Annotated in this window: 17 protein-coding genes; 13 read left to right on the plus strand and 4 right to left on the minus strand. The window is 58.6% G+C overall.

Features of this window, described 5'->3' with window-relative positions; translation table 11 throughout:
* The first annotated feature begins 248 nt into the window (after positions 1 to 248).
* Genes GOW56_RS17045 through selD form a run of 7 tightly spaced genes read left to right on the plus strand, consistent with a single transcriptional unit; the run spans position 249 to position 8341 of the window.
* Positions 249 to 3119, plus strand: a complete 2871-nt coding sequence (locus GOW56_RS17045; protein WP_171119437.1) for a monovalent cation/H+ antiporter subunit A — start codon at positions 249 to 251, stop codon at positions 3117 to 3119.
* Positions 3119 to 3478, plus strand: coding sequence for a Na+/H+ antiporter subunit C (locus GOW56_RS17050; RefSeq protein WP_152457442.1), 360 nt, complete (start codon positions 3119 to 3121; stop codon positions 3476 to 3478). Before GOW56_RS17045 ends, GOW56_RS17050 begins: the two co-directional genes overlap by 1 nt.
* Complete coding sequence (locus tag GOW56_RS17055; protein ID WP_171170363.1) at positions 3475 to 5019, plus strand: monovalent cation/H+ antiporter subunit D; 1545 nt, start codon at positions 3475 to 3477, stop codon at positions 5017 to 5019. Before GOW56_RS17050 ends, GOW56_RS17055 begins: the two co-directional genes overlap by 4 nt.
* Positions 5019 to 5516: a Na+/H+ antiporter subunit E gene (locus GOW56_RS17060; protein WP_171119435.1), complete on the plus strand. Its 498-nt coding sequence runs from the start codon at positions 5019 to 5021 to the stop codon at positions 5514 to 5516. The genes GOW56_RS17055 and GOW56_RS17060 overlap by 1 nt, the downstream gene beginning before the upstream one ends.
* Positions 5513 to 5782: a K+/H+ antiporter subunit F gene (locus GOW56_RS17065; RefSeq protein WP_152457439.1), complete on the plus strand. Its 270-nt coding sequence runs from the start codon at positions 5513 to 5515 to the stop codon at positions 5780 to 5782. Before GOW56_RS17060 ends, GOW56_RS17065 begins: the two co-directional genes overlap by 4 nt.
* Positions 5783 to 5789: 7 nt before the next feature.
* Entirely contained in the window at positions 5790 to 6176 is a 387-nt protein-coding gene (locus tag GOW56_RS17070; protein WP_152457438.1) for a Na+/H+ antiporter subunit G, read from the plus strand.
* 5 nt (positions 6177 to 6181) lie between these two features.
* On the plus strand, positions 6182 to 8341 hold the full coding sequence (gene selD / locus GOW56_RS17075) for a selenide, water dikinase SelD (protein WP_171206622.1): 2160 nt from the start codon (positions 6182 to 6184) through the stop codon (positions 8339 to 8341).
* Here the strand turns inward: selD and mnmH are convergent.
* On the minus strand, positions 8332 to 9384 hold the full coding sequence (gene mnmH, locus GOW56_RS17080; protein ID WP_171206623.1) for a tRNA 2-selenouridine(34) synthase MnmH: 1053 nt from the start codon (positions 9382 to 9384) through the stop codon (positions 8332 to 8334). The genes selD and mnmH overlap by 10 nt on opposite strands.
* Before the next feature lie 47 nt (positions 9385 to 9431).
* Positions 9432 to 10097 (minus strand): SOS response-associated peptidase, encoded by a 666-nt coding sequence (locus GOW56_RS17085; protein WP_171119432.1) that lies wholly within the window; start codon positions 10095 to 10097, stop codon positions 9432 to 9434.
* Positions 10098 to 10191: 94 nt separating this feature from the next.
* On the opposite strand from GOW56_RS17085, the gene GOW56_RS21865 reads away from it, so the two are divergent.
* Positions 10192 to 10809 (plus strand): tetratricopeptide repeat protein, encoded by a 618-nt coding sequence (locus tag GOW56_RS21865; protein WP_253282458.1) that lies wholly within the window; start codon positions 10192 to 10194, stop codon positions 10807 to 10809.
* On the plus strand, positions 10791 to 11804 hold the full coding sequence (locus GOW56_RS21870; protein WP_254447248.1) for a sulfotransferase: 1014 nt from the start codon (positions 10791 to 10793) through the stop codon (positions 11802 to 11804). The genes GOW56_RS21865 and GOW56_RS21870 overlap by 19 nt, the downstream gene beginning before the upstream one ends.
* 62 nt (positions 11805 to 11866) lie before the next feature.
* Here the strand turns inward: GOW56_RS21870 and GOW56_RS17095 are convergent, their stop codons facing one another.
* Complete coding sequence (locus tag GOW56_RS17095) at positions 11867 to 13444, minus strand: bifunctional UDP-sugar hydrolase/5'-nucleotidase (RefSeq protein WP_171206624.1); 1578 nt, start codon at positions 13442 to 13444, stop codon at positions 11867 to 11869.
* Between the two features lie 107 nt (positions 13445 to 13551).
* Here GOW56_RS17095 and GOW56_RS17100 point away from each other — a divergent pair, with 107 nt between their 5' ends.
* The 4 genes from GOW56_RS17100 to arsC are packed head-to-tail and all read left to right on the plus strand — an operon-like array spanning position 13552 to position 15711.
* Positions 13552 to 13890, plus strand: coding sequence for a DUF952 domain-containing protein (locus tag GOW56_RS17100; RefSeq protein ID WP_152457432.1), 339 nt, complete (start codon positions 13552 to 13554; stop codon positions 13888 to 13890).
* Complete coding sequence (locus GOW56_RS17105; RefSeq protein WP_171206625.1) at positions 13887 to 14318, plus strand: DUF1330 domain-containing protein; 432 nt, start codon at positions 13887 to 13889, stop codon at positions 14316 to 14318. Before GOW56_RS17100 ends, GOW56_RS17105 begins: the two co-directional genes overlap by 4 nt.
* Positions 14315 to 15373, plus strand: coding sequence for a quinone-dependent dihydroorotate dehydrogenase (locus GOW56_RS17110; protein ID WP_171206626.1), 1059 nt, complete (start codon positions 14315 to 14317; stop codon positions 15371 to 15373). The genes GOW56_RS17105 and GOW56_RS17110 overlap by 4 nt, the downstream gene beginning before the upstream one ends.
* On the plus strand, positions 15370 to 15711 hold the full coding sequence (arsC, locus tag GOW56_RS17115; RefSeq protein ID WP_171206642.1) for an arsenate reductase (glutaredoxin): 342 nt from the start codon (positions 15370 to 15372) through the stop codon (positions 15709 to 15711). Before GOW56_RS17110 ends, arsC begins: the two co-directional genes overlap by 4 nt.
* Here arsC and GOW56_RS17120 read toward each other — a convergent pair.
* On the minus strand, positions 15708 to 17024 hold the full coding sequence (locus GOW56_RS17120; RefSeq protein ID WP_171206627.1) for an MATE family efflux transporter: 1317 nt from the start codon (positions 17022 to 17024) through the stop codon (positions 15708 to 15710). The genes arsC and GOW56_RS17120 overlap by 4 nt on opposite strands.
* Position 17025: the final 1 nt, after the last annotated feature.

Here is a 17025-nt window from a genome sequence, read left to right on the forward strand (position 1 = left end):
GGGCTCGGTTCACTTTCTCGGCCAAGATTCAGCCTCCTGTTCGCTGACATGTGTTCTATCACAGATGGTCTGAAACCGGGGCGTCGAAAAACCCGACCCGCATCAAGATCACGTCATTTTTTCGAATCCTTGCAGAGTTTTTGATGCGGCCTATAGGACTCTGTAAAAAAGTTACAATATCTGGACAGTCGGGAAAATATCCTTACAAAATTGGCTTCACACTGACCGCCCAGACCGGAGTATCGCACTTGTCCCTATTCCTCATCGCGGCCCTTCCCTTTCTCGGCGCTGTTTTTCCTGCCCTGCTGATCCGGGCAGGCCGGAACGCAGCCGCATCCGCCGCCGGGTTGACCACATTCCTGGCCCTGATGGGCCTGTTGATCCATATCCCTGCGGTGATGCGCGGAGACGTCGTGACCGCCCGGTTCGACTGGATACCGGGGCTGGGGCTGAACGCGAATTTCATGCTGGACGGCCTGGGATTTTTGTTCGCGTTGCTGATCCTGGGCATAGGGCTGCTGATCATCCTTTATGCAAGGTTCTATCTGTCGCGCGAAGATCCGATGGGGCAGTTCTTTACCTATCTTTTGCTGTTTCAGGGCGCGATGGTCGGGATCGTCCTGTCCGACAACATCCTGCTTCTGCTTATATTCTGGGAGCTTACATCGCTCAGCTCATTCCTGCTGATCGGCTATTGGAAGCACCTTCCCGAAGGTCGTCAGGGCGCGCGCATGGCCTTGGCCGTCACTGGTTCTGGCGGGTTGGCGATGATTGCCGGGATGCTGATCCTCGGCAATATCGTGGGGTCTTACGACCTCAGCGTCATTTTGCAGAACAAAGAACTGATCCAGGCCTCACCCTACTACATGCCGGCGCTGATCCTGATCCTGCTGGGCTGTTTCACCAAGTCGGCGCAGTTCCCGTTTCATTTCTGGCTACCGCACGCCATGGCCGCGCCAACACCGGTTTCGGCCTATCTGCACTCTGCCACAATGGTGAAAGCGGGCCTGTTTCTGATGGCACGGATGTGGCCGGTTCTGGCCGGCACGGATGCGTGGTTCTACATCGTCGCCACGACGGGGCTGATCACCATGCTGATTGGCGCGTCTATCGCGTTGTTCAAGGACGACCTTAAGGCGCTGCTGGCGTTTTCGACCGTTTCGCATCTTGGCCTCATCACCATGCTGCTGGGCTTTGGCACAAAAATTGCCGCCGTCGCTGCCGTGTTCCACATCATCAACCACGCAACGTTCAAAGCCGCCTTGTTCATGACCGCCGGGATCGTGGATCACGAAACAGGCACGCGCGATATCAAAAGGCTGGGTGGCTTGCGCCACCTGATGCCGATCACCTTCACAATCGGCACGATTGCCGCCCTCTCGATGGCCGGGCTGCCGCCTCTGAACGGTTTCCTGTCCAAAGAGATGATGCTTGAAGAAACCGTGCACACCACATGGCTGCACTCTCATTACCTGGTGCCGGGGCTGGCGCTTTTGGCTGCGTTGTTCTCGGCCGCTTATTCCTTCCGCTTCGTCAGCCACGTCTTTCTTGGACCACAGCGGGAAGATTATCCGGCACATCCGCATGATCCGCCCGTTGGGTTGTGGATTGCGCCCGCGTTCCTGGTCGTACTTGTCATCCTGATCGGCCTCTATTCCGCGGCCATTGTCGGCCCATTGGTCGCAGTGGTGTCCAGCGCGGTGATTGGCGGCGAGAAGCTTCCGTATTACTCGCTGAAACTCTGGCATGGCTTCACACCGGCCCTTTACATGTCGGTCGTGGCCACGCTGGGTGGTCTATTCCTGCTGGCGTTGCACAGACGAGGTGAGCAGATCTGGAACGCTCTGCCCCGCCCCGAAGCCAAGCAGATCTTTGAAGCAATCATAGAAGCGCTGACCAGGTTGAGCCGATGGATCACGGATGAGATGCACAACGGGGTCCTTAGCCGCTATGCGATCATCTTCGTCGCCTTTACCGTTGGCCTGGGTTATTACGCGTATTCGACCGGAACCATCGGCATTGAAACCCGCGTTCCGCTGCCGGCTCAGATCATTCCTATACTTGGCTGGATCTGTCTTGTGGGTGCGACGCTGGGCATTATGTGGTTCCATCGGAATCGTCTTTTGTCACTGGTATTGATCGGCGTCGTCGGCCTGATCGTTTCGGTTGCCTTCAACTATCTCTCGGCCCCCGATCTTGCCTTGACGCAGATCTCGGTCGAAGTGGTGACAATGATCCTTTTGTTGCTGTCGCTGAACTTCCTGCCGACCGAAACGCCCTGGGACAGTTCGGCGGCACGGCGCTGGCGGGACGCGGCGATTTCCGTGGTCGCGGGCCTTGGCACCGGTGCGTTGATCTACGCGATGATGATGCGCGATTTCGCGTTCCCGACGATTTCAGAGTTCCATCTGGCCAATTCCTACAAAGGCGGCGGCGGCACCAATGTGGTCAACGTGATCCTTGTCGACTTCCGGGGTTTTGATACCTTTGGCGAGATCATCGTTCTGGGCATCGCCGCGCTGATCATCTTTGCGCTGACGGAATCCGTTCTCGGTACAAATGTCCGCAGCTATCTGCTGAACCGCAAACCGCATTGGCCGCAATCCGGGGATTCGCATCCGCTGATGATGGTTGTGGTCACCCGTGTCATGATGCCGATCGCACTGATGGTCGGGGCTTACATCTTTTTCCGCGGGCACAACCAGCCCGGCGGCGGCTTTATCGCCGGCCTGATCGTCGCCATCGCGTATCTGATGCAATACATGGCCAGCGGCTATACCTGGGCCATCGAGCGGCAGAGGTTCTATTACCACGGTACCATCGGCTGGGGCGTTCTGATCGCCGCAGCAACCGGGTTGGGTGCTTGGTTCAATGAACGCCCATTCCTGACCAGCGATTTCGGCTACATCAACTGGCCTCCGCTTGAGGAATTCGAATGGGCCACCGCCATGCTGTTTGATACAGGCGTATTCCTGGCGGTTCTGGGTGCGGTCATGCTGGCATTGGACAGCCTGTCCCGCTTTGCGTGGCAACCGGGGATGGCACAGGAATTCCCGATGGATATCAACCCCCTGCGAGACAACCCTCCGGAAGAACAACAAGAGAAGGAGCAGGCCTGATGGAAGCGCTCGTAGCCTCTGCCGTCGGTATCATGACCGCTGCCGGGATCTTCCTGATCCTGCGCCGCCGGACGTTTCCGGTCATTCTGGGCCTGTCTCTGATCACATACGCGGTGAACGTCTTCCTGTTCGCGACCGGACGACTGGCGCTGAACGCACCAGCGGTTCTGAACAAGTACGAGGACGTCCCCTATACCGACCCACTGCCACAGGCGCTGGTCCTGACGGCCATCGTGATCTCGTTCGGGATGACAGCCGTGATCGTGATGATCTCGCTCAGCGCATACCTGTCCGCCAAGAATGACCATATCGACATGACCGCCCAGGACAGTGTTGACGCGCCGGGAGATGACGCATGAACCACTGGATCGTTGCGCCGATCGTCCTGCCCGCGATTCTGGCCCCATTCATCATCATGGTCCTGCGATACCATCTGGACCTGCAACGCATCTTCTCGGTCGCGGGCGTCGTGGCTTTGCTTGGGATTGCGCTGACAATCACGGCTCAGGCCTCGGGCGGGGTCATTCAGGTGTACGAGCTTGGCGACTGGCCCGCCCCCTTTGGCATCGTCATGGTGCTGGATCGCATGTCCGCAATGATGGTTCTGCTGACCGCCCTGCTGGCCCTGCCGATCGTGCTTTATGCCATCGCCTCGGGCTGGGATGACCGGGGCAAGCATTTCCACGCGCTGTTTCATTTCCAGCTCATGGGCGTCTGTGGCGCCTTCCTGACCGGCGACGCCTTCAACCTTTTCGTGTTTTTCGAGGTGCTGCTGATCGCGTCTTACGGCCTTATGACACATGGCGGTGGCGCGGTACGGTTGAAAGCGGGTGTGCAGTATGTGGCGTATAACCTGTTGGGGTCGACCCTGTTTCTGTTTGCCCTTGGCACGATCTATGGCGTGACCGGTACGCTGAACATGGCGGACATCGCCCTGCGCGTTGCGGAGATTCCGGCTGAAGATACCGCATTGCTGCGGGTTGGTGCGGTGCTGTTGCTGCTGGTCTTCTGCATCAAGGCTGCCGTTCTGCCGCTGCACTTCTGGCTGCCCGCCAGCTATGCCAACGCCCCGCTGCCTGTTGCGGCCCTGTTTGCAATCATGACCAAGGTAGGGGCCTATTCGATCCTGCGAATGTACACTCTGGCCTTCGGTCCCGACGTCGAAGTCACGCAGGGTCTGGTTGGCGATTGGTTGCAACCTGCGGCGCTGCTGACGCTTGCCGTCGGGGCCGTCGGCATTCTGGGATCGCAGCATATTGCCCGCATGGTTGCCTTTTGCGCCATTGCGTCCATGGGGACTTTGCTGATCGCGATTTCGCAGTTCACGCCCGGCGCGACGGCAGCCGCCCTTTATTACGTGTTCCATTCGACACTTGCGACCGCGTTGCTGTTTCTCATTGCTGACCTGATCATGGAACGGCAGGGAGGGGCCATAGCCCCCAAGCCGCCGATGCCGCAAAGCGGGTTGATTGCTGCCCTGTTCTTTGTCGGCGCCATCGCGATGGCTGGAATGCCGCCGTTGTCCGGCTTTGTTGGCAAGCTTTTGGTTCTGGACGCTTCGCGTGATGCATCCGATGCCACCTCGGTCTGGGCCGTTATCCTGATTGGATCATTCGTCACCATCGTCGGGCTGGCCCGTGCCGGGACGCTGATTTTCTGGAAAAGCTACGACGCTGAGGTTGTCACAACCGATGAAACCGCCGAAGGCGAAAATGCGTCTGCACCCGCCGCCCCCGAACCGCAACCTGGCCTTGCTTTTACGGCTGTGTTCGGGGCCGTGGCAGGTCTGGTCCTGCTGACCCTGTTCGCAGGTCCGGCCCTTGAGTACACGAGCAAAACCGCAGAGCAGTTGTTTACGCCTGAAAACTACATCTCTGCCGTCTTGGGAAGGGAAGAGTGATGAAACTGCTGCGCCGAATTTTCCCGCACCCTCACCTGACGATTTTGCTGACGCTTGTCTGGATTCTGCTGGCGAACAAGCCTTCGCTGAACTCTTTGATCTTTGGTCTGATCCTCGGGATCATCATTCCGTTCGTCACGCAACCCTACTGGCCGGATCGTCCCAAGCTTCGCAACTGGCCAATGGTTGTGGAATACATGCTGGTGGTGCTTTGGGATATCGTGGTTGCGAACGTGACAGTGGCCCGGATCATCCTGTTCAAACGCAATGATAACCGCCAGCCCAACTGGATCTGCGTCCCGCTTGAACTGCGCACACCCGAAGCGATCACGGTTCTTGCGGGCACCATCACGATGACTCCGGGCACCGTCAGTTGTGATTTGTCAGCTCAGGGGCATAATCTGCTGGTGCACTGTCTTGATGCCCCCGACCCCGAGGCCGTGCGGGACCAGATCAAACAGCGCTATGAACGTCGCCTGAAGGAGATTTTCGAATGATCGACTACGCGATTTATTTTGCATTTGCCTGTTTCGGTGCGGCGATCATGATGTGTCTGTGGCGTATCATAACCGCTGACGGGGTCGGCACCCGGGTTCTGGCCTTGGACACTATGGTAATCAACACCATCGCCCTGATGATCCTATATGGGTTGGATCAGGGGACCGAGATTTTTTTCGAGGCCGCCATGATCATTGCCATGCTCGGTTTTGTTTCCACCGTGGCCTATGCGCGCTTCATGTTGCGCGGCAACATTATCGAATGAGGGCGGGATGACATTCATCGTGGAACTGCTGATCGCCTTTTTCCTGATCGTCTCGGGTATCTTCGGCTTTGTCGGGTCTTTTGGCATGATCAAGCTGAAAGACCCGATGTCCCGCCTGCACGCCCCGACCAAGGCAACGACCTTGGGGGTGGGCGGCGTGCTTCTGGCTTCGATAGTGCATTCTGTTCTTCTGGAAGGAAAGCTGTCCCTGCACGAGCTGCTGATCACTCTGTTCCTGTTCCTGACCGCTCCGATCACGGCCCTGTTCATTGCAAAGTGGCACATACACCGGCATGAAAAACCCGAAGACCTGCCGGATGCCGGCGAGGATGAACTTTGGGCCACCCACGCCGTCGAGCAGGTCGAAGACGTTCCGGATCATAGCGCGAATTGAAACCGATGCATATTCCTCCGCTGCCCCTGACCCGCGATCTGGTTCTTGTTGGCGGAGGTCACACCCACGCGCTGCTGCTGCGCAAATGGGGGATGGACCCGTTGCCGGGGGCGCGTGTGACCGTGATAAACCCCGGCCCGACGGCCCCGTATTCCGGGATGCTGCCAGGCTATGTCGCCGGGCATTATGACCGGTCGGAGCTGGACATCGATCTGGTCAGACTGGCCCGCTTCGCAGGCGCGCGCGTCATTCTGGGCGCGGTCGATGGAATCGATACCGATCGTCAGGAAATCCATGTTCCCGGGCGTCCTCCGGTAGGTTTCGATGTGGCGTCGGTCAATGTTGGGATCACTTCGGACATGCCCGCAATGCCCGGCTTTGCGGAACTTGCGGTACCAGCCAAACCACTGGGGCCATTCGCGGCAAAGTGGGCTGCTTATCTGGAAGGCAGCTGCCCTGCCTCGGTCGTCGTAATCGGCGGTGGGGTCGCCGGGGTTGAACTGGCCATGGCGATGGCTCATGCGCTCAGGGCCAAGGGTCGGTCAGCGCAGGTTACGCTGATCGACAATGCCATTGCCTTGACGGCCACCAGGCCCAAAGCAGCAGAGACGATCCGCCGTGCGATGCAGGATCTTGGTGTAGAGGTGATCGAAAACGCCGCGATCAACCGGATCGCTTCGGATCACGTCGCTTTGCAGGACGGGCGCAAAATCCCGGCCGGTTTCGTGACAGGTGCGGCCGGAGCCCGCCCGTATGGCTGGATCGAAAAGACCGGGCTGGACCTTGAGGATGGCTTCATCCGGGTAAACAGCTACCTGCAATCCAGCGATCCCGTGGTTTTTGCCGCCGGTGATTGCGCCCATCTGACGGACAATCCCAGACCCAAAGCCGGTGTATATGCAGTGCGCGAAGCACCGGTTCTGTTCGACAATCTGCGCGCGGCGCTGGGGGCTGGACGGATGCGCAAGTACGTCCCGCAGAAAGATTACCTGAAGCTGATTTCGCTAGGCGGCAAATCAGCGCTGGGCGAGCGGTTGGGGTTGTCCCACAGCGGAGCGATGATGTGGAAATGGAAGAACCACATCGACCAGACTTTCATGAACAAGTTCCGGGACCTGCCGCAGATGAAGCCCCCCGCGCTGCCGCGCGCGCATGCCGCCGGGCTTGTCGAGGTGCTGGGTGAAAAACCGATGTGTGGCGGATGCGGTGCCAAGGTCGGGCGCGGAGCATTGCAGGTGGCGCTGAAATCGCAGCCCGATCCCGTTCGCCCGGATATCATCCCCCTGCCCGGCGACGACGCGGCTCTGCTTCAGACGGGCGGGGTTCGGCAGGTCATGACATCAGATCACCTACGGGCTTTTACCAATGATCCCGCACTTATGGCGCGCATCGCCGCTGTACATGCCCTGGGGGATGTGTGGGCCATGGGGGCCACGCCTCAGGCTGCCACGGCAACGATCATCCTTCCGCGCATGTCTGCTGCCCTGCAACGCCGTACCATGTCGGAAATCATGTCGATCGCAGGAGACGTCATGCGGGACGCCGGTGCCGATATCGTGGGCGGGCACAGTTCCATGGGTGACGAGATGACAATCGGTTTCACACTGACCGGCCTGTGCGACGCCGACCCGATTACGCTGGCCGGCGGGCAACCGGGCGACTGTCTGATCCTGACCAAACCCATAGGAAGCGGCGTTCTCATGGCGGCCGAGATGGCAGGCCAGGCCAACGGTGCCTGGGTCGCCGCAGCCTACCGGCATATGGCGCAGCCGCAGGGTAAGGCGGCCCGCATATTGGCCGGGGCCCATGCGATGACCGACGTGACCGGGTTTGGTCTGGCCGGACATCTGCAAGGTATCTGCGACGCTTCCGGATGCGGGGCCATTATGGATTTGGATGCCGCGGAGTTGATGGATGGTGCGCAGGAACTGACGGACCGGGGTGTTCGATCAACCCTTTTTGCAGACAACCGGGCAATATCACCTGCCCTGCCTGCCGCGGGCAAAGCCGCCCTGATATTCGACCCGCAGACAGCAGGCGGCCTGCTGGCCGCAGTGGCGGCAAAGGGTGCCGAAACCGTCTTGAAAGACCTCAGGAACGCCGGATATCCGGCCATGGCAATCGGCGAGCTCACCGATGCACCGGGACTGCGCCTTCAGGACTGATCCAGCAGGGTTTCGATCCGGGTGGCCGCCTTGCTCAGGCCGGCATCGTTCAGAACGGCGATCTCAATATCGGCCAGAACCTTGACGGAACGGGACCGCCGCGACTTTGCGTATGCCGGGTCGTAATGCTGCTCCATCAGGGCCTGGGTCAGCACCTGTTTTTGACCTGCTTCGATCAGCTGCATCCAACCATCCACGACCTCGTGCCCGCGATGAAAGCGCAGCGGCGACAACCGGTCCCGCAAACGGTCGCCGTCAGACAGGATGTCGTCATAGGCCTGAACGAGATAGGCGGCGCGCGCCTCGAGCGGAGCCGTGATGTTCACCCGAGGGGCTGCGCACAAAGCGTTCCACAGGCTGGGCGGCAATATCAGGCTGCCGATCTTGGACGATTCCGCTTCGATGACAACTGGGCGCACCGTATTCATCGCACAAAGCACCCCTGCCAGGGCCGATTCAAAAGCTTTCTGGCTGGGCTGGCCGCCCGGTCTTTCCCCCAGCAGAGATCCTCGGTGATTGGCCAGTGCTTCGAGGTCAAGAACTTGCACCCCGCGTGCCTGCAAAAGTGCCAGCAATTCTGTCTTGGCCGTTCCGGTATAGCCATCCAGCGCCACCAACCGATGCGGCAACGGATCATCGTACAAATACGCATTCACCAGCCTGCGGTAGGTGCGATAGCCGCCCTCGATCACATCCGCTCGCCAGCCGATTTGTTGCAGCATCCATGTGAACGACCCGGAACGCTGTCCGCCACGCCAGCAATAGATCAGAGGGCGCCATCTGCCTTCGTGGTGACTTAGATGTTGCTCGATGTGGTTGGCCGCATTGCGGAACACCAAAGCGGCCCCGAGTTTACGCGCCAGAAACGGACTCTCCTGTACATACATGGTCCCGACACGGGCGCGTTCCTCGTTGTTCAGAACCGGCAGGTTGATCGCGCCTGGCAGATGATCTTCAGCGAACTCTGCCGGACTGCGCACATCGATGACCGTGTCAAAACCATGCGCATAAAGCTGTGTCAGATCAGAAAAATTCAGGGCCATGCCGATGGTCTAGCTTGCCGCGTCTGCAAAGAAAAGGCCGCACGCCGTCACTCGTGCAAAGGCGTGATCAGATCAGGTCCGCTGGCCCGGTTCGAGTTCACGACTGGATCAACGCGATGAAACGTCAGCACATCCTCTGCCCCCGGCTGCATCAAACGAGCAGCGCCCTTTCCCGCTTCTCCCAGCCACAATGACCAATGTTCGGGTTCGAGGATCAGGGGCATCCGATGATGGATGGTACCAAGGTTTTCGTTGGCCGCCGTCGTCACGATGGCACAGGTGCCCTGACGGTTTTCATCCACCCCCCAATCCTGCCAGATCCCGGCAAAGGCAATGGGGGCGCCGTCCCTACGATGGATGTACCATGGCAAGCGCGTTCCCTCGTCCGTCTTGGTCCATTCGTAGAACCCCGTTGCGGCAATCAGACAGCGACGCGACCGGCAGGCATCGCGAAAGGCAGGCTTTTCCGCCAAAGTCTCGGCGCGGGCGTTGATCAGCAAAGGCCCGGCGGTTTGCGTCTTGTACCAATGTGGCAAGAACCCCCAACGCAGCGCATCCAGACGCCGACCTGAGTCACCACCCCGAACCACATGCACCTGATTTGTCGGACAAACATTGAAATTCGGTACGGTCGGCAACGCGTTTGCCGGACGCGCGGAGAACAGCTGCGCCATCGCGTCATTGGGAAGAGTTATTGCAAACCGTCCGCACATAGGTAATCAACCGACGATACAGTCTTGATACTGGCACAGGATCTCACGGGATCACACGGAAAACCCAAAAACGCAATCCCTCAAGAGTAAAGCGATGGCCCTTTTGGATGCGGGCAAGCTTCCACAGGCGCTGAAAAAGGCCCAATTGGGCATCAAGAAATTCCCGAAGGACTCGGATTACCAAGCCATCGCCGGTTTCGTTTTGACCGAGATGAAGCAGTACAGGAAATCCATTCCGCATTTCATTGAAGCCTCGCGGATGAAGCCCGATGATCCGCAATTTGCCGAGAATCTGGCTAACGCCTTGATGCAAACAGGGCAAATTTTGCAGGCATTGACCTACGCAGAAAAAAAGATTGAACGATTTCCCAACAATAGGGAACTCACCAGAGTCATCGACGAAATACAACGCCAAGGGGAGAACTGGCGATCCATCATCCAGTTCACCACACACAAACTGGCGTCAGATCCGAACAACGCGGAATTGCTTTCAAAGCGTGCCCGCGCCTTCCAAAGCATCGGTTTTGTCGAGGAAAGCACGCGGGATATCCAACGCGCGTACGAGTTGGCACAAAGAACACAACTATTGCATTGCAAATGGCCATCAATCTGCATCAGACCAGTGACAGAGCCCAAGCGATCAAAGTTCTGCAAAACATCCTGGAAACCGATCCCCACAACCCGAATGCCCTGTTGCAATCCTCAATATTGACCGCACCGGAAAACGTGCCGCAGATGATCCCTGCGTTGAACGAGGCCATCGCTCAGACAGATCAACCTTTACAAGAGCTCGAGTTTGCCAAAGCACATCTGATCGAAAAAAGCGAAGGCTTGGCCAAGGCGTTGCCGCAATTTGCAAAGGCAAACGCAATCCAACAGAGTATTCTACCCTACGACCCCGAAATCGAAGAGAACAAAATATCCGATATTCTGGACCTGTTCCCTCAAGGGTCGCCTCGGGTCAGTGCAGAGCAAAACAGTATGCCGGTACCAATTTTTATTATCGGTCAGCCGCGATCCGGAACCACTTTGATGGAGATGATGCTGAGCTCTGCGCCCGGTATCGCCGGTTGCGGTGAACTGATGCTGATGACCGACCTTCCCGCCAAGTTTTATACGTCCGGCACGTCGCTCGATTCAGAAGCCGCGAAGGCGATTGCCCAAAGCTACCTGGACCAGATGCCTGGGATTCCGACGGATTCAATCGCCTTTGTCGACAAGATGCCGCACAACTACCAAAATGTCGGCTTCATTCTTGCAGCCTTCCCGAATGCCCGGATCATCAACATGCTGCGGGATCCACGCGATGTCGGTTTGTCAAAATGGATCCAGCGGTTCCTGGCAGACGGCATGAACGACACATCCAACCTTGAATCGATCGCGCATTCCGCAAATCTGTATCGCCGCTACATGTCTCATTGGGATAAGCTGTTCGGAAACTGCATTCTGACAATGCCCTATGAAGATCTGGTGGCGGACCCCCTGACCCATAGCCAGCGCTTTGCCGAGTTTTGCGGTATTGAGTGGTGCCAATCCATGGTACACCCCGAAAAGAACACCAGACAGGTGCGTACGGCCAGCGTGGATCAGGTGCGCAACAAGATCTCGACCAAGTCAATCGGGCGCTGGCGCGAGGTCGCGGATCAGATCAAACCGATGCTGGACGGCTTTGACCTGGAACTTTGGCCGGAATACGATTTCAGTTAATCCGCAGAAGCGGAAAAGCCGCATCATAACAACGCGGCTTTTGTCCTTTTCGAAAAACAGGGTCACTTCTGCTGGATGCGTCCGTCGACATAAGGCTGGTACGGCGCGTTTGCGGCCAGATATTCCGCGGTTACATCCGCAAGATCCGGACCGAAGTCATAGGCGTTCTTGTCATCGCCCTCGAACATCGAATACCCATCGCCACCATTGCGGACGTAATTGTTGGTTACGACCAGGTAGGTTTTGTTCGGGTCGATCGGAACAAACCCATCGCCCTCGGCGACCATCACATCAATGATACGCCCTTCGTTCGGCGCTACACTGGGATCCCAGGTAAAGCGCAGGCCAGCAACCTGAGGAAAACGCCCCTTCACGTCTTCCACCTGACTGACGCCATTTTCCAGCGCGTCAATAACGGTCTGCCCGTTGATCTCAAAAGTGGACAGCGTGTTCTGGAACGGCAGCACGGTCAGCACTTCGCCCATGGTCACGTCTCCGGGGTCGATAGACGCCCGCAAACCACCCGAGTTCGCGATGGCAATCTGTACACCCTGATCGGCAACCCGCGCCAGCATCGCATCGGCAACAAGATTGCCCATCTGGCATTCCTGTACACGACATACAGAGCGGTCCCCCTCGATGGCCTCGGCCGCGCTGGCGACAACCTTGTTTCGGATTTCATCCAGAGGCTGAGCAAGTTCGGCGATCCGGTCCAATGCGGCCTGATCCTCGGTCACGGTGTTGTCCATGATCAAAGGTTCACCAACGGCTTCGACCACATTGCCGTCGTCATCAAACGTGACGTTCAGTTCGCCCAGAAACTTGCCGTAGGCATAGGCTTGAACGATCTGCACACCGTTGACCACCGTGGGATACGGGCCCACGGCCTTGTCCGATGCATTCGAAAGATAGGTGTTCGAATGCCCGCCAACGATCACGTCGACCCCGCTTGTCTCTGCCGCGACACGCTGGTCAACGCCATAGCCCGAATGGCTGAGCACGATGATCTTGTTGACGCCTTCGCCCGTCAGCTTGTCGACCTCGGCCTGCACCGCCGGTACCGGGTCTGAAAAGGTCACGTTGGGACCGGGCGACGCAAGTTCATGCGTATCGATCGGCGTCAGCCCGATCAGGCCAATCTGTTCGCCACCCACCTCGATCACGGTGGATTTCTTGATGTGGTCGGTCAGAAGCTCTTCGTCGCGAATATCGGCATTGGACATCAGGACCGGGAAATCGACCGAGTCGATAAAGCCACGCAGCACTTCCGGGCCGTCGTCAAACTCGTGGTTGCCCACGGTCATGGCGTCATAGCCCAGCTTGTTCATGAACTCGGCAGCGACCTTGCCCTTGTAATACGTGTAGAAAAGAGACCCCTGAAACTGATCGCCGCCATCCACCAGAATCGAATTGTCGGCACGATCACGTGCGTCTTTCACGGCCGTGACCAGGCGCGCCGATCCACCAAAGCACTTTCCTTCGGCATTGTCTTCCGCATCGCATCCGCTGTCGTATTTGTTGATCGGCTCGAAACGAGAATGAAAATCGTTGGTGTGCAATATTGTCAACTTGTAGTCGGCTGCCGCAACTCCGGCGGTCAGGCCCAGAACCGCGACTGAAGTCAAAATTCGGGTCTGCATCATGGTACTCCCAGTTGTTATTTGTGGTGATCGTGCGCGCATGACGGCAGAGAGTCAAAGAAGAAATCCGACTTGATTCCATCTTCGGCGCGGGGCATCAGGTCCGTATGCTGATTTACAAGATTTTCCGAGCCGAAGAGTGGGCCACCTTGCAGGACCAAGGTGCCTCGAACGGTGCTCCGATCGACGTCGCTGACGGGTTTGTCCACTTTTCCACCGCTGAACAAGCAGCTGAAACCGCAGCCAAACATTTTGCCGGTGTCGATGGTCTGGTTTTGCTGGCCTGTGACGCAGATGCGATGGGCGACGACCTGAAATGGGAGGTCTCGCGCGGCGGTGCCCTGTTCCCGCATCTCTATCGCCAGATCCGGATGAGCGATGTTGTCTGGTCACGCCCTCTGCCGTTTGACGGCACCGCGCACCAGTTCCCAAAGGACATGTCATGACATCCTATATTGACCCGGACCGCGACCAGTTCGAGGCCTTCAAGGCATTGGATCGGGACAAGCCGATCGAAATGCTCAACCTGGTGAAATTTCGGGCCAAGGCGCAGTACCCAACAGCGCATGAGCTGGTGAATGCAGGGCTGACCGGAGCGCAAGCCTATCGGAGCTACGGGGCAGAAACCGCTCCGATCATTGAACGCATCGGGGCGCGCATCCTCTGGCGTGGGGTGTTTGAAGCAACCCTGATTGGACCGGCGGACGAGGCATGGGATTCCGTTTTCATTGCCCGCTATCCGACGGCACACGCATTTCTGGAAATGGTCACCGACCCAGCCTATCGGGCGGCGGTGATCCACCGTCAGGCGGCGGTGGAAACGTCGCGCCTGATCCGATGCGGGTCAGGTGTAGCCGGGGCGACGTTCGGATGAAACTGACAGAGAAACTGGGCCTTGCCGTTCTGCACCGCATGGACCCCGAGACCGCCCACGGGATGTCGATCAGGGCGTTGAAGTCAGGGCTGGCACCCGCACCCGGGCCGGTAACGACGCCGCGCCTGAAAACGGTCGTTGCCGGGTTGACCCTGCCGAACCCGATTGGGCTGGCTGCCGGGTTCGACAAGAATGGTGAGGTTTTGGCCCCGCTGTCCCGCGCCGGGTTCGGTTTTGTCGAAGTCGGGGCGGTCACGCCGCGCCCGCAACCGGGAAACCCCAAACCCCGTCTTTTTCGCCTGACCGAGGACAAGGCAGCCATCAACCGCTTTGGCTTCAACAATGAAGGCATGGGGGTGATGGCAAAACGGCTGGCAGACCGCCCCAAAGACGCGGTCATCGGCCTGAATCTGGGGGCCAACAAGGACAGCGAAGACCGCGCGGGCGATTTTGTCAAAGTGCTGGCCCATTGTGCCGAACACCTGGATTTTGCAACCGTCAACGTATCATCCCCGAATACGGAGAAGCTGCGGGATTTGCAGGGCAAAGCCGCTCTCACCGCGTTGTTGAGCGGTGTGATCGAGACACGTGATGCGCTGCCGCGCCGGCTGCCGATCTTCCTGAAAATCGCTCCGGATCTCACCGAGGCGGAATTGCAGGACATCGCCGAGGTCGCACGCGAAACCGGGGTGGACGCTGTGATCGCCACCAATACCACCTTGTCCCGCGACGGGTTGCGCAGCGCGCAGAAAGACGAAAGTGGTGGTTTGTCGGGCGCCCCGCTGTTTGAAAAGTCGACCAGCGTACTGGCTCAGCTGAGCAAACTGACGGACGGGGATATCCCCCTGATAGGCGTGGGCGGCATCAGCAATGCCGAGCAAGCCTATGCCAAGATCTGTGCCGGGGCATCGGCCGTGCAGTTCTATACCGCAATGGTGTATGGCGGCATTTCCCTGGCTGCCGACATCGCCAAAGGGCTGGATGACTTGCTGGCGCGTGACGGTTTTGACACCGTATCGCAAGCCGTCGGCAGCAAACGAGAGGATTGGCTGTGATCGAATACTGGCACAACCCCCGCTGTTCCAAATCCCGCGCCGGTCTGGCGCTTTTGGAAGAAAACGGTGCGCAGGTCTTCGTTCGAAAGTACCTAGAAGACGCGCCGTCAATCGACGAGTTGCGCGCTGCGCAATCCGCGCTTGGGCTGTCGCCCATCGAAATGATGCGCACAGGAGAAAAACGGTTCAAGGAACTGGGGCTGGCCAAAACCTCGCCCGACGAAGACCTGATCCGTGCCATGGCCGAAAACCCGATCCTGATCGAGCGCCCTCTTGCAATTGCCGGAGACAAAGCCGCCATCGGACGTCCGCCGGAAAACCTGTTGACGTTGCTCTAGGCCACCTGGGCTTCAAGCTTGGGATAGCGCCAGCCCATTGTCACACCACGTGCGATATTGAGAACCATCAGCGCGGCCCACAGGCCGTGATTGCCGAAGACAGGCACCAGCATGAACAAAGCGACCAAATAGATCGCCACCGACTGAATCATCGCGTTTCGCATGGCGCGGGTCCAGGTGGCACCGATGTAGATACCGTCGAACATCCAGCTTGCCACTCCGATCACCGGGGCGATTGCGGCCCAGAACAGGTATTCGCGCCCGGCTTCACGCACTTGCGGTGAAGTTGACATCAGGTCGATCAGCGCCGGGCCGGCGACAAAGAAAACCGCAGCCAGCAACAGCGCGCCCCCAACACCCCATTGCGAGGCCATGACAGAGGCGCGACGCACCTGATACCTGTCTCTGGCACCGACTGCGCCTCCGACCAGCGCTTCGGCGGAAAAGGCAAACCCATCAAGCGCAAAGGCGGTGATTTCAAGAAACTGAAGCAAGACTTGATTGGCCGCCAGATTCACGTCACCCAGATCCGAACCAACAAAAAGGAATGTCGTGAACGATCCGGTCAACAGAACCGATCGCAGCATGATATCACCGTTGACCTGCAACATACGCCGCAGCCGGGCGGCATCGAAAACCCGAGCCCAATCGCGCCAGATTCCATCAGCGAACCCATCCCGGCAAAGCCACACCCCCAAGGCCAAACCGGTCCATTCTGCGATCAGGGTGGCAATGGCAACCCCTTCGACCCCCCAGCCAAGGCCCAGAACGAACCACAGGTCGAGACCGATATTCAACCCATTCATCCAGACCTGAAGGATGAACACGCCGCGCGTACGCTCGACGGCGATCAGCCAGCCGGTAACGGCATATAACGCGATGGTTGCAGGCGCCCCCCAGATGCGGATTTCCAGATAGGATCGGGTCAGGGCTTCGACTTCGGGGCTTGCCGGGGAAAGCGCGAATGCACCCGCAAACACGGCCACCTGCGCAAGGATAAAGAACAGTCCTGCCGCGCCTCCCAGGATCAGGCCGCGCATCAGCAGCGCCCGGGTTTCAACGGTGTCGCCTGCCCCGCGTGCCTGCGCCGCCATCCCGGTTGTGCCCATCCGCAGGAAACCGAAGATCCAATAGATTGTGGACAGGATCACAGCCCCGATGCCGACCGCCCCGATCGGGGCCGCCTCGCCCATCTGACCGACAACGCCCGTATCCACCGCACCCAGTATCGGCACGGTGGCATTCGACAGGACTATGGGCACCGCGATCTTCAGCACCCGCCTGTGCGTGATGGGCGCCGAGGCGTCCTGCACG

This window comes from Ruegeria sp. HKCCA0235A (assembly GCF_013033235.1).
Taxonomy (GTDB): Bacteria; Pseudomonadota; Alphaproteobacteria; order Rhodobacterales; family Rhodobacteraceae; genus Ruegeria.

What these genes read in the sequence shown, in the direction of transcription:
- GOW56_RS17050 (WP_152457442.1), top strand. Translation starts at nt 3,119, where the DNA reads ATGGAAGCGCTCGTAGCCTCTGCCGTCGGTATCATGACCGCTGCCGGG.
- GOW56_RS17055 (WP_171170363.1), top strand. Translation starts at nt 3,475, where the DNA reads ATGAACCACTGGATCGTTGCGCCGATCGTCCTGCCCGCGATTCTGGCC.
- GOW56_RS17060 (WP_171119435.1), top strand. Translation starts at nt 5,019, where the DNA reads ATGAAACTGCTGCGCCGAATTTTCCCGCACCCTCACCTGACGATTTTG.
- GOW56_RS17065 (WP_152457439.1), top strand. Translation starts at nt 5,513, where the DNA reads ATGATCGACTACGCGATTTATTTTGCATTTGCCTGTTTCGGTGCGGCG.
- GOW56_RS17070 (WP_152457438.1), top strand. Translation starts at nt 5,790, where the DNA reads ATGACATTCATCGTGGAACTGCTGATCGCCTTTTTCCTGATCGTCTCG.
- selD (WP_171206622.1), top strand. Translation starts at nt 6,182, where the DNA reads ATGCATATTCCTCCGCTGCCCCTGACCCGCGATCTGGTTCTTGTTGGC.
- mnmH (WP_171206623.1), bottom strand. Translation starts at nt 9,384, where the DNA reads ATGGCCCTGAATTTTTCTGATCTGACACAGCTTTATGCGCATGGTTTT.
- GOW56_RS17085 (WP_171119432.1), bottom strand. Translation starts at nt 10,097, where the DNA reads ATGTGCGGACGGTTTGCAATAACTCTTCCCAATGACGCGATGGCGCAG.
- GOW56_RS21865 (WP_253282458.1), top strand. Translation starts at nt 10,192, where the DNA reads ATGGCCCTTTTGGATGCGGGCAAGCTTCCACAGGCGCTGAAAAAGGCC.
- GOW56_RS17095 (WP_171206624.1), bottom strand. Translation starts at nt 13,444, where the DNA reads ATGCAGACCCGAATTTTGACTTCAGTCGCGGTTCTGGGCCTGACCGCC.
- GOW56_RS17100 (WP_152457432.1), top strand. Translation starts at nt 13,552, where the DNA reads ATGCTGATTTACAAGATTTTCCGAGCCGAAGAGTGGGCCACCTTGCAG.
- GOW56_RS17105 (WP_171206625.1), top strand. Translation starts at nt 13,887, where the DNA reads ATGACATCCTATATTGACCCGGACCGCGACCAGTTCGAGGCCTTCAAG.
- GOW56_RS17110 (WP_171206626.1), top strand. Translation starts at nt 14,315, where the DNA reads ATGAAACTGACAGAGAAACTGGGCCTTGCCGTTCTGCACCGCATGGAC.